The sequence below is a fragment of the Pseudomonas sp. GL-R-26 genome (assembly GCF_019947365.1).
Lineage (GTDB): Bacteria > Pseudomonadota > Gammaproteobacteria > Pseudomonadales > Pseudomonadaceae > Aquipseudomonas.
On record NZ_JAGYGI010000022.1, the window covers coordinates 87,006 to 98,744 of the forward strand.

The 11,739-nt window shown below is 58.6% G+C and carries 10 protein-coding genes; 9 read left to right on the forward strand and 1 reads right to left on the reverse strand.

The annotated features are described in order from the left end of the window. Positions 1 to 25: 25 nt before the first annotated feature. Positions 26 to 1,582 (reverse strand): AAA family ATPase, encoded by a 1,557-nt coding sequence (locus tag KGA96_RS21565; protein WP_046041824.1) that lies wholly within the window; start codon positions 1,580 to 1,582, stop codon positions 26 to 28. 116 nt (positions 1,583 to 1,698) lie between these two features. Here KGA96_RS21565 and mrcB point away from each other — a divergent pair, with 116 nt between their 5' ends. The 9 genes from mrcB (at position 1,699) to msrQ (ending at position 11,569) form a co-directional block, all read left to right on the forward strand. Further along, positions 1,699 to 4,017, forward strand: coding sequence for a penicillin-binding protein 1B (mrcB, locus tag KGA96_RS21570; RefSeq protein WP_223465536.1), 2,319 nt, complete (start codon positions 1,699 to 1,701; stop codon positions 4,015 to 4,017). Between the two features lie 16 nt (positions 4,018 to 4,033). Beyond that, positions 4,034 to 4,771: a tetratricopeptide repeat protein gene (locus tag KGA96_RS21575; protein ID WP_223465537.1), complete on the forward strand. Its 738-nt coding sequence runs from the start codon at positions 4,034 to 4,036 to the stop codon at positions 4,769 to 4,771. Next, positions 4,771 to 5,106 carry a YqcC family protein gene (locus KGA96_RS21580; RefSeq protein ID WP_046041827.1) on the forward strand — a complete coding sequence of 112 codons (336 nt, stop codon included), beginning with the start codon at positions 4,771 to 4,773 and terminating at the stop codon, positions 5,104 to 5,106. Before KGA96_RS21575 ends, KGA96_RS21580 begins: the two co-directional genes overlap by 1 nt. 483 nt (positions 5,107 to 5,589) lie before the next feature. Continuing rightward, positions 5,590 to 7,314, forward strand: coding sequence for an acetolactate synthase 3 large subunit (locus KGA96_RS21585; protein WP_223465538.1), 1,725 nt, complete (start codon positions 5,590 to 5,592; stop codon positions 7,312 to 7,314). A 2-nt stretch (positions 7,315 to 7,316) separates the two neighbouring features. Next, entirely contained in the window at positions 7,317 to 7,808 is a 492-nt protein-coding gene (gene ilvN, locus KGA96_RS21590) for an acetolactate synthase small subunit (RefSeq protein WP_003176102.1), read from the forward strand. A gap of 45 nt (positions 7,809 to 7,853) precedes the next feature. Further along, positions 7,854 to 8,870: a ketol-acid reductoisomerase gene (gene ilvC, locus KGA96_RS21595; RefSeq protein WP_003228216.1), complete on the forward strand. Its 1,017-nt coding sequence runs from the start codon at positions 7,854 to 7,856 to the stop codon at positions 8,868 to 8,870. A 144-nt stretch (positions 8,871 to 9,014) separates the two neighbouring features. Continuing rightward, a complete protein-coding gene (gene pssA, locus KGA96_RS21600; protein ID WP_046041828.1) occupies positions 9,015 to 9,872 on the forward strand; it encodes a CDP-diacylglycerol--serine O-phosphatidyltransferase in 858 nt (285 codons plus the stop codon). Positions 9,873 to 9,935: 63 nt separating this feature from the next. After that, complete coding sequence (msrP, locus tag KGA96_RS21605) at positions 9,936 to 10,949, forward strand: protein-methionine-sulfoxide reductase catalytic subunit MsrP (protein WP_046041829.1); 1,014 nt, start codon at positions 9,936 to 9,938, stop codon at positions 10,947 to 10,949. Then, complete coding sequence (gene msrQ, locus KGA96_RS21610) at positions 10,949 to 11,569, forward strand: protein-methionine-sulfoxide reductase heme-binding subunit MsrQ (protein WP_046041830.1); 621 nt, start codon at positions 10,949 to 10,951, stop codon at positions 11,567 to 11,569. The genes msrP and msrQ overlap by 1 nt, the downstream gene beginning before the upstream one ends. Positions 11,570 to 11,739: the final 170 nt, after the last annotated feature.

Genomic DNA, 11,739 nt, shown 5'->3' on the forward strand with positions numbered 1-11,739 from the left:
CGGGCCTCACGACCGAAATAGTTTCTTACAGGCCTGGCAGGCGCTGGCGAATCTGTTCCACAACGGTATCGAGCGTCCCGCTTTCATTGGTCTGGACGCGCTTGCTGCAGAGGATTTCCGCGGGTGTCAGCGCTTCACGGCTGGCTTGCTGGGCTGCGATAACGGCCAGGGTGGCGTCGGACGGATCTTTCTTGTCTGCCTGGCGCATGGCCAGCCAGCTTTCGATCACGGCCTGTGGCGCATTGCAGTCGAGAATCAGGAAGGGGGCGCCCGTGGCTTCGGCCACCTTTGCGGCACTGTCACGCTGATCACGCTTGAGGTAAGTGGCGTCGACCACCACCGGGAAGCCCGCACGCAGAATGACGTCGGCGATTTCGTGCAGGTGGGCATAGGTTGCCGCGCTGGCGTCGGCGCTATAGATGCCGGCCTGTACGTCATTCTCGACGGTTTGCTCGCCGAACAGGCGCTTGCGCTCGACATCGGAACGCAGGCGAATCGCGCCCAGGGCTTCGACCAGGCGCATGGCGACATGGCTCTTGCCGACAGCGGAAACACCGTGGGTAATGGCCATGAAGCGCGAAGGAATGGTGCTGTAGCTTTCTGCCAGGTTGGCGTAGTTGCGGTACTGGCGCAGGGTCGTGGCGCGCTGCACTGCAGTGGCGTCGGCCGGCATGCTGAACAGGGCAACCTTGGCGCGAACCAGTGCGCGGTAGGCTTTATAGAAGTTCAGCAGTTCGAGGCCGCGATAATCGCCGGTCAGCTCCAGGTACTGGCTGATGAAACGACGCGCCAGGCACTTCAGGCCGCGATCTTCCAGGTCCATCGCCAGGAAGCCGGTGTCGGCATAAACGTCGGTAAAGCGAAACGGTTCGTTGAATTCAATGCAGTCGAAGATCACGACCTTGCCGTCGATCACGGTGGCGTTGCCCAGGTGAATATCACCGTGGCATTCGCGAGTGAAGCCTTCGGCCTTGCGCTGGGCGAGCAGCGGTTTGAGGCGCTCGAAGCTGCTTTCGGCCCAGGCTTGCAGGGCGTCGAGTTGCAACAGGTCGGCCTTGTCGCTGAGGAACGGACGGATCTGTTCGAAGTTCTGCCGCACCGGCGCCATGACGCTGTCCGGGGTGCCGGCTTCGTGCCCGGCCGGCACTTTCGGTGCGTTGAGGTGGAAGCGGGCGATTTGCTCGGCCATCTCGTCGATGTGCGCGGTGGTCAATTCGCCATTGGCTTGCAGGGTGCTGAGCAAGCCGGTTTGCGGAAACTGGCGCATCTTCAGTACATATTCGATGGCCGGGCCTGCGCCGCCCAGTTGCGGAGCCTCGGCGCTGCCGGTGACGGGCAGCACTTCGAGGTACAAATCGTCGGTCAGGCGCTGGTTCAGGCGCAGTTCCTCAGCGCAAAAGTGTTCGCGAGCCTCAAGGCTGGTGAAGTCGAGAAAACCGAAATTCACCGGCTTCTTCACTTTATAGGCATAGGGGCCAGTGAGCAGTACCCAGGAAATATGGGTCTCGATGACCTGGAATCCCTCTACAGGATGCGGGTAGAGGGCAGGGTTTTGCAGGGCAGCGATCAGTGACTGGCTCACAGGCGATCCTTCAGAGTCTGGAAAATTCAAGGCCGTCATTATGGCCGCAAGTCCGCCTGACGCAAACCTCGGAGCGCTCCTGTTGAGGATGAATAAAGTGCGTATAATCCGCCGCCATGACTCGTACTCGAACTCCCCGCACCCCGAAAAAACCACCCTCCAGGGGCCTGCGCCCGTGGCTGGGCTGGGCCATTAAACTCAGTCTGGTCGCCCTTGTGGTGCTGGCCGGATTCGCCGTTTACCTTGATGCAATCGTCCAGGAGAAGTTCTCCGGCAAGCGCTGGACCATCCCGGCCAAGGTTTACGCGCGCCCGCTCGAGCTGTTCGTCGGACAGAAGCTGAGCCGGGATGATTTCCTGACCGAACTCGATGCCCTGGGCTATCGCCGTGAAAGCGTGGCCAATGGTCCGGGTGCGGCGTCGGTCAGCGGCAACACCGTTGACCTGAACACCCGTGGCTTCCAGTTCTATGAAGGCATGGAGCAAGCGCAACCGGTGCGGGTGCGTTTTTCCGGCGATTACGTGGCCGAGTTGGCGGGGGCAAAAGGCTCGAAGTTGTCGGTGGTGCGCCTGGAGCCGCTGTTGATCGGCGGCCTGTACCCGAAAAACCTCGAAGACCGGATTCTGATCAAGATCGATCAGGTGCCACCGTACCTGCTTGAAACGCTGGTGGCGGTCGAGGACCGTGATTTCTATCATCACTTTGGTGTTTCGCCGAAGTCGATCGCCCGTGCAATCTGGGTCAACGGTTCGTCCGGGCGCATGCGTCAGGGCGGCAGTACGCTGACTCAGCAGTTGGTCAAGAACTTCTACCTGACCAACGAGCGCAGCCTGAGCCGCAAGCTCACCGAAGCGATGATGGCGCTGCTGCTTGAACTGCATTACGACAAGCGCGAAATCCTTGAGGCTTACCTCAACGAAGTGTTTATCGGGCAGGACGGTCAGCGTGCGGTGCACGGTTTCGGTCTGGCCAGCCAGTTCTTCTTCAGTCAGCCGCTGGCGGAGCTCAAGCTGCATCAGGTCGCGCTGCTGGTGGGCATGGTCAAGGGGCCTTCTTCCTATAACCCCCGTCGTTATCCGGAGCGTGCCCTCGAGCGGCGCAACCTGGTACTCGATGTGCTGCAAGAGCAGGGCGTCGCGACTGCCGAGCAGGTTGAGGCGGCGAAGAAAATGCCGCTGGGCGTGACCAAGCGCGGCAGTCTGGCGGACAGCTCGTTCCCCGGCTTCCTCGATCTGGTCAAGCGTCAGTTGCGCGAAGACTATCGCGACGAAGACTTGACCGAGGAAGGGCTGCGCATCTTCACCAGTTTCGACCCGATCCTGCAGATGAAGGCTGAAGCCTCGGTCGACGACACCTTCAAGCGTCTGGCGGGGCGCAAGGGTTCCGATGACGTCGAAGCGGCAATGGTCGTGACCAACCCGGAGACCGGGGAAGTGCAGGCCATGATCGGCAGTCGCCAGGCCAGTTTTGCCGGGTTCAACCGGGCGCTGGATGCGGTAAGGCCGATCGGCTCGCTGATCAAGCCGGCGGTTTACCTGACTGCGCTGGAGAAGCCAAGCCAGTACACACTGACCAGTTGGCTGTCGGACGAATCCTTCTCGGTCAAGGGCGCGGACGGTCAGGTCTGGAAACCGCAGAACTATGATCGTCGTTCTCACGGTACGGTGTTCCTCTATCAAGGCCTGGCGCATTCCTACAACCTGTCGACCGCGCGTCTCGGTTTGGCGGTCGGTGTGCCGAACGTCCTGAAGACGGTGGAGCGCCTGGGTGTGACCCGTGAATTCCCGGCCTTCCCGTCGATGTTGCTCGGCGCCGGCGGCATGACGCCAATCGAAGTGGCGACCATGTACCAGACCCTCGCCAACGGCGGCTTCAATACGCCGATGCGCGGGATTCGCAGCGTGCTGACTGCCGAGGGCGAGCCGCTCAAGCGTTATCCGTTCCAGATCCAGCAGCGTTTCGATCCGGCCTCCATTTACCTGATCCAGAGCGCCATGCAGCGGGTGATGCGTGAAGGTACCGGCAGCTCGGTCTATAACGTGCTGCCAAGGACCCTGACCCTGGCGGGCAAGACCGGTACCAGTAACGACTCGCGCGACAGCTGGTTTGCCGGTTTCAGCCAGGACTTGCTGGCGGTGGTCTGGCTGGGTCGCGACGACAACGGCAAGACGCCATTCACCGGCGCCACCGGGGCCTTGCAGGTCTGGACCAGCTTCATGCGCAAGGCCGACCCGTTGCCGCTGGACATGCCGCAGCCGGATAATATCGTTCAGGCCTGGGTGGACTCGCGAACAGGGCAAGGTTCTGACGCCGGTTGCCCGGGTGCCGTGCAGATGCCGTATATTCGCGGCAGCGAACCGCCTCCCGGCGCCGCTTGCGGTGGTGAAAACCCTGCTGAGTCGGTGATGGACTGGGTCAAAGGCTGGATGAATTAAGCAAAGAGGGTTTCAAGTGAACAAGTGGTTGATTCCAGCGGTTGCCGCCGTAGCTTTGCTCAGCGGTTGTTCCAGCGTACAACGTGGCTCGATTCCGGTCGTGGATTCCGGCACCGCCGTGTCCAACAGTGAACGGATCTCGGCCAATGGCGGCTTCCGCCAGACGACCGTCAAGCGTCCTGCGCAAGGTCAGTCGCGGACCCAGGCGATTCCGCAGGGTGACAGCGGCGTAGTGGTGATGGTGCCAGGCGCGGCAACGACTTCGACGCCGATCAGCACCGCGCCGATTACCCCGGGTCCGATCACGCCGGGGCCGATTGACACGTCGCCGGTCCAATCGGCCCCGATCAATCAGGGCAGCTACAGCATGCCGTCGTCGCCAAGCGGGATTCCATCGGCCAGTGCGGGCGGACTTTCTGCCGACGAGCAACTGGACGGTCCGGTGTTGGCCTTGCTGACCACCGCTCAACAGCAACAGACGAGCGGTGATCTCAACGGTGCTTCCTCCAGTCTCGAACGCGCCCAACGCGTTGCGCCGCGTGAGCCGCAGGTGCTTTACCGTCTGGCGCAGGTGCGCATGGCTCAGGGCGATGCGGCCCAGGCCGAGCAGTTCGCTCGCCGTGGGCTGACCTTGGCCAATGGCCGTCCAGCCCTTCAGGCCAACTTGTGGGACCTGATTGGCCAGGCGCGTGATAAGCAGGGTGACTCCCAAGGCGCGGCATTGGCTCGTCAGAAGGCCAAGGTAACGCTGTGATGGATGCGCGCTTTCTGAAAATCGCCGATCAACTGTTGTTGATCGAACGCGAATTGCGGGTGCAAGGATGGTGGGATGAAGTCCCGCCCTCCGCCGAAGCGCTTTCCAGTGTCGAGCCGTTTTCGGTCGACACACTGGATTTCGAGCAGTGGCTGCAATGGATCTTCCTGCCACGCATGAAGATGATCCTCGAGCAGGATTTGCCGTTACCCAACGCTTCGGGCATTCAGGAAATGGCTGAGATGGTCTTTGCCGGACGCAATGTCCAGGGCAAGGATCGGCAGCTGCAGGTATTACTCAAGCAGTTTGATCAGTTGATCACAGCGTCTCGCTGAGCCAGAAGCTGCCAGCGTCCGCTGGCAGTTGTTCACAATATCTCTCTATTTTGTCGGCCGTTGCTGGGTAAGTGCATTCGCGTGCCAATTTTTTGCTAAAAGTTGCGCAATCGAAGCTAACACAGGGCTGATTTACGGGTTTTTTCTTGCGTTCTCATGTGCTTAGTAGAATAAAGCACATAGACGACTTGACTTGCGAAGGACGAAACAGAAGAATCCAAAGTCCGCTGTACAGGGACTGCCAGAAGCAGACCCTCTCAGCAGATCATGAGGCGCATATCCGCGTCGACCTGTTACACCCGCAACGCGTTACCTCGCGCTGGGTGGGAAAGCCCCGCAACACTTGGGACGATCCCAATACTTGCTCAGTCAGTGCTGACGTAGTCGGCGACCACCGTCGCTCATGCTCTGCCGAGAAGTAAACCTATTAAGACCCGTCCCGTTTTTCGTGGGCGGTATTCTGGCGTTTTAGAGGTGAGCAACGTGGAGCTTTTATCTGGCGGTGAGATGCTCGTCCGCTTTTTGCGCGACGAAGGCGTCAAATATATCTACGGGTACCCGGGTGGTGCTCTTCTTCATGTTTACGATGCCCTGTTCAAAGAACCGGAAGTGACCCACATCCTGGTTCGTCACGAGCAAGCGGCTACCCATATGGCTGACGGCTACGCCCGTGCCACCGGTAAAGCCGGTGTAGTACTGGTGACTTCCGGTCCTGGCGCAACAAACGCCATCACCGGTATCGCCACCGCCTATATGGACTCCATTCCGATGGTGATCATTTCCGGCCAGGTGCCTAGCACCATGGTGGGTACCGATGCGTTCCAGGAAACCGACATGATCGGTATCTCCCGGCCGATCGTGAAGCACAGCTTCATGATCAAGCACGCGTCGGAAATCCCGGAAGTCATGAAGAAGGCGTTCTACCTGGCGCAATCCGGTCGTCCTGGCCCGGTCGTTGTCGATATTCCGAAAGACATGACCAACCCGGCCGAGAAGTTCGAATACGTCTTCCCGAAAAAAGCCAAGCTGCGTTCCTACAGTCCGGCTGTTCGCGGTCACTCCGGTCAAATCCGCAAGGCGGCAGAAATGCTCCTGGCGGCCAAGCGCCCTGTGTTGTATTCCGGCGGCGGCGTGATCCTCGGCGGTGGTTCCGCACCACTGACCGAACTGGCGAAGATGCTCAACCTGCCAGTGACCAATACCCTGATGGGCCTCGGTGGTTTTCCTGGCACTGACCGTCAGTTCATCGGCATGCTCGGCATGCACGGCAGCTACACCGCCAACCTGGCGATGCACCATGCTGACGTGATCCTCGCTGTCGGCGCGCGTTTCGATGACCGTGTAATCAACGGCGCTTCGAAGTTTTGCCCGAACGCCAAGATCATTCACATCGACATCGACCCAGCCTCGATTTCCAAGACCATCAAGGCTGACGTGCCTATCGTTGGTCCGGTCGAGAGCGTCCTGACCGAAATGGTTGCGATCCTCAAGGAGATCGGCGAGACCCCGAACAAGGAGTCCGTAGCCAGCTGGTGGAAGCAAGTTGATGAGTGGCGCGGTGATCGCGGCCTGTTCCCTTACGACAAGGGCGACGGCAGCGTCATCAAGCCGCAGACCGTGATCGAAACCCTGTGCGAAGTGACCAAGGGCGACGCCTTTGTGGCTTCGGACGTGGGCCAGCACCAGATGTTCGCTGCGCAGTACTACACGTTTGATAAGCCCAACCGCTGGATCAACTCCGGCGGTCTGGGCACCATGGGGTTCGGTTTCCCGGCCGCCATGGGCATCAAGTTGAGCTTCCCGGATACCGACGTCGTTTGCGTCACCGGCGAAGGCAGTATCCAGATGAACATCCAGGAACTGTCCACCTGTCTGCAATACGGTTTGCCGGTAAAAATCGTCATTCTGAACAACGGCGTTCTGGGTATGGTTCGCCAGTGGCAGGACATGAGCTATGGCAGCCGTCACTCGCACTCCTACATGGAGTCGTTGCCTGACTTCGTCAAGCTGGCTGAAGCCTATGGTCACGTTGGCGTGCGCATCACTGAATCGAAAGATTTGAAGTCGAAGATGGAAGAAGCGTTCGCCATGAAAGATCGCCTGGTGGTGATCGATATTTCGGTCGATACCAGCGAGCACGTCTACCCGATGCAGATCAAAGACGGCTCCATGCGCGATATGTGGCTGAGCAAGACGGAGCGTACCTAATCATGCGGCACATTATTTCCTTGCTTCTGGAAAACGAACCCGGTGCTCTGTCTCGTGTGGTTGGCCTGTTCTCGCAGCGCAACTACAACATCGAAAGCCTGACCGTGGCCCCGACCGAAGACCCGACCCTGTCGCGTCTGACGCTGACCACGGTTGGTCACGATGAAGTCATCGAGCAGATCACCAAGAACCTGAACAAATTGATCGAAGTGGTAAAACTGGTCGACCTGTCGGAGAGTGCTCACATCGAGCGTGAACTGATGCTGGTCAAGGTCAAGGCCACCGGCGCCCAGCGTGCCGAGATCAAGCGCACTACCGATATTTACCGTGGACAGATCGTCGATGTCAGCGCCAGCGTGTATACCGTTCAACTGACCGGTACCAGCGACAAGCTCGACAGCTTCATTCAGTCCATCGGCACCGCCTCGATTCTGGAAACCGTCCGTAGTGGCGTGACCGGCATTGCCCGCGGCGACAAAGTACTCAGCATCTAAACCAAATTAGCGAACGGCCTGAACGGCCTGATATAGGGGAAATTCATGAAAGTTTTCTACGATAAAGACTGCGACCTGTCGATCATCCAGGGCAAGAAAGTTGCCATCATCGGTTACGGTTCCCAGGGCCACGCTCAAGCGTGCAACCTGAAAGACTCCGGCGTTGACGTGACTGTCGGCCTGCGTAAAGGTTCGGCTACCGTTGCCAAGGCTGAAGCCCACGGCCTGAAAGTGACCGACGTTGCTTCCGCTGTTGCAGCTGCCGACCTGGTCATGATCCTGACCCCGGACGAATTCCAGTCCTCCCTGTACAAGAACGAAATCGAGCCGAACATCAAGAAAGGCGCCACCCTGGCCTTCTCCCACGGTTTCGCGATCCACTACAACCAGGTTGTGCCGCGCGCTGACCTCGACGTGATCATGATCGCGCCGAAGGCTCCAGGCCACACCGTACGTTCCGAGTTCGTGAAGGGTGGCGGTATCCCTGACCTGATCGCTATCTACCAGGACGCCTCGGGCAATGCCAAGAACGTCGCTCTGTCCTACGCTGCCGGCGTTGGCGGCGGTCGTACCGGTATCATCGAAACCACCTTCAAGGACGAAACTGAAACCGACCTGTTCGGCGAACAAGCCGTTCTGTGCGGCGGTACCGTTGAGCTGGTGAAAGCCGGTTTCGAAACCCTGGTTGAAGCTGGCTACGCGCCGGAAATGGCCTACTTCGAGTGCCTGCACGAACTGAAACTGATCGTTGACCTCATGTACGAAGGCGGTATCGCCAACATGAACTACTCGATCTCCAACAACGCCGAGTACGGCGAGTACGTGACCGGCCCTGAAGTCATCAACGCCGAATCCCGTCAGGCCATGCGCAACGCCCTGAAACGTATTCAGGACGGCGAATACGCCAAGATGTTCATCAGCGAAGGCGCTACCGGCTATCCTTCGATGACCGCCAAGCGTCGTAACAACGCCGCTCACGGTATCGAAATCATCGGCGAGCAACTGCGCTCCATGATGCCGTGGATCGGTGCCAACAAGATCGTCGACAAAGCTAAAAACTAAGTCACGCGCTTGTACGAAAAACGCGGCTTAGGCCGCGTTTTTTCGTTTGAGGGGCCGGTTCTGGTATAAAGCTGCATCGTTTGCGGCCGAACCGTCGTCCCAGACACCTGTCCAAACTTTCCACCCCGTTGCAAGGTAATGTCCATGAGCGAACGCCCCGAAGAGCCAAACCAGGCTTCTGACGCCGAAAGCCTGCTGCCCATCGATGAACATGTCGAGGAAGGGCATGACGCTGAAGGTCGTAAAGTCCGGCATCGTGGTATCTATCTTTTGCCGAATCTGTTCACCACTGCGAACCTGTTCGCAGGGTTCTATTCCATCATCAGCTCGATGAGCGCCCAGGCGGCCTTGAGTGCCGGTGACTCGGCCAATGCGAGCAAGTATTTCGCGTTCGCGGCCATCGCGATCTTCGTCGCCATGGTGCTCGATGGTCTTGATGGGCGCGTGGCCCGCATGACCAATACCCAGAGCGCCTTCGGTGCCGAGTACGACTCGCTGTCGGACATGGTCGCCTTTGGTGTTGCGCCGGCATTGCTGGCCTTTGGCTGGGCCTTGGGTGACATGGGCAAGGTTGGCTGGATGGTCGCCTTCATCTATGTGGCTGGCGCGGCATTGCGCCTCGCGCGCTTCAACACGCAGGTCGGCACCGCGGACAAACGCTACTTCATCGGTCTGGCCAGTCCTGCCGCTGCAGGTGTGGTTGCAGGTATCGTCTGGGCGTTCAGCGACTACGGTATCCAGGGTTCCAAGATGTCTTTCCTGGTTGCGCTGATGGTGGCGGCGGCCGGCATGCTGATGGTCAGCAATATCAAGTACAACAGCTTCAAGGAACTGGACCTGAAGGGGCGAGTACCTTTCGTGGCGATTCTCGCGGTGGTGTTGGTGTTCGCAGTAGTGTTCAGTGATCCGCCGCGCATTCTGCTGCTGGTCTTCCTCGCCTATGCCGCGTCCGGCCCGGTTCAATACCTGTTACATCTTCGTCGGCGTAAAAGCGTCGAGTGATGTAATTTCCCTCATACTCCGCAGTCTGTTGGTGCATCTGTTCTCCAATACTGCGGAGTAGCCATGCTGATCAAAGTCCCTAAAGCATCCGACTGCCATGAGTCGGATGTCACGCCTGAATCCATCTATCTTTCTCGACGCAATGTATTGGGTGTTGCTGTTGCCGGTTTGGCCGTGAGCGGTCTTCCTCGGTGGGCGGCTGCCGACGATGTGGCGCGTTATGCGGACGTCGAGCCTGGTAAGGCGCCTTCCTGGTTCAGCGAAAAGCTTTCCTCGGTCAAGTGGGGGGCGGTTGTCGTCAAGGATGAGGCAATCACACCCTTCAAGGATGCTACCCACTACAACAACTTCTACGAGTTCGGCACCGACAAAGGTGATCCGGCCGCGAATGCCGGCACGCTGAAGACGGAGCCGTGGTCGGTGGTGGTGGACGGGGAGGTGGGTAAGCCCGGGCGGTATGCGCTCGAAGACTTCATGAAACCGTATCAGCTGGAGGAGCGAATCTACCGTTTGCGCTGCGTGGAAGCCTGGTCGATGGTCATTCCCTGGATCGGTTTTCCCCTCTCGGCCTTGCTCAAGGAAGTCGAGCCGACCTCGAAAGCCAGATTCATCCGCTTCGAAACCCTGCAGGATCCCAAAAGCATGCCGGGTCAGCGCTCCGGTTTTGCCTTGATCGATTGGCCTTATATAGAAGGGCTGCGATTGGACGAGGCAATGAACCCGTTGTCGATTCTGGCGGTGGGTATGTACGGGCGTGAACTGCCGAATCAGAACGGGGCTCCACTGCGCCTGGTCGTGCCCTGGAAGTACGGGTTCAAAAGCATCAAATCCATCGTGCGGATCAGTCTGGTCAGCGAGCAGCCGAAAACCACCTGGCAGAGCATTGCGGCGGATGAGTATGGTTTTTATGCGAACGTGAATCCTGCTGTTGATCATCCTCGCTGGACTCAGGCGCGTGAACGCCGCCTGCCTAGCGGTTTGTTCAAGCCCAATGTGCGCGACACGCAAATGTTCAACGGCTATTCAGAGGAAGTCGCCTCTCTATATACGGGGCTCGACCTGAGGAAGAACTACTGATGCGCTATCCGTTTTGGCGTATCGGTGTATTTGTCGTGGTGCTGATGTGGCCGCTGCTGTGGTTGTATCAGGCCTGTGAGGATGTCCTCGGGCCGGATCCGGGCAAGGTACTGGTCGATCGGCTGGGTTTGGGAGCGCTTGTTCTGTTGCTCGTAATCTTGAGCTTGACGCCTTTGCAGAAACTCACTGGTTGGGCGAGGTGGAATGCCGTGCGACGACAGTTGGGGTTGTGGTGCTTTGCCTATGTGCTGCTCCACCTCAGTAGTTATTGCGCATTCATACTTGGTTTTGACTGGTCGCAGCTGGGTGTCGAGTTGCGCAAGCGGCCTTACATTATTGTCGGGGTGCTGGGTTTTCTTGGTTTGCTGGCATTGGCGGTGACTTCCAATCGATACAGTCAGCGACGATTGGGTACCCGCTGGAAGAAGTTGCACCGCCTGGCGTATGTCATTCTCGGGCTGGGATTGCTGCATATGCTCTGGATTGTGCGCGCCGACCTGAAGGAGTGGGTGATCTATGCATCTATAGGTGCATTGCTGTCAGTGCTGCGGCTACCGCCTTTGGCTCGACGAATCCCGCGTCTAATGGCTAAAAAGGGCTCTTCTGCCAAAAAGGCGTAAATAGTGGTTGACGGCAGATTCCAGGTGTCTATAATTCGCCCCACTTCCGGCGCAGTCGAAACGGAAAACTCCTTGGTAAACAAAGAGTTACGCAGTTTTCGACAGCAAGCTGCTTCAGTTCATCGAAGCCGAAAGGGAGTTGAAAAAGAGGTGTTGACAGCAGCGTGTAA

What these genes read in the sequence shown, in the direction of transcription:
- mrcB (WP_223465536.1), top strand. Translation starts at nt 1,699, where the DNA reads ATGACTCGTACTCGAACTCCCCGCACCCCGAAAAAACCACCCTCCAGG.
- KGA96_RS21580 (WP_046041827.1), top strand. Translation starts at nt 4,771, where the DNA reads ATGGATGCGCGCTTTCTGAAAATCGCCGATCAACTGTTGTTGATCGAA.
- ilvN (WP_003176102.1), top strand. Translation starts at nt 7,317, where the DNA reads ATGCGGCACATTATTTCCTTGCTTCTGGAAAACGAACCCGGTGCTCTG.
- ilvC (WP_003228216.1), top strand. Translation starts at nt 7,854, where the DNA reads ATGAAAGTTTTCTACGATAAAGACTGCGACCTGTCGATCATCCAGGGC.
- pssA (WP_046041828.1), top strand. Translation starts at nt 9,015, where the DNA reads ATGAGCGAACGCCCCGAAGAGCCAAACCAGGCTTCTGACGCCGAAAGC.
- msrP (WP_046041829.1), top strand. Translation starts at nt 9,936, where the DNA reads ATGCTGATCAAAGTCCCTAAAGCATCCGACTGCCATGAGTCGGATGTC.
- msrQ (WP_046041830.1), top strand. Translation starts at nt 10,949, where the DNA reads ATGCGCTATCCGTTTTGGCGTATCGGTGTATTTGTCGTGGTGCTGATG.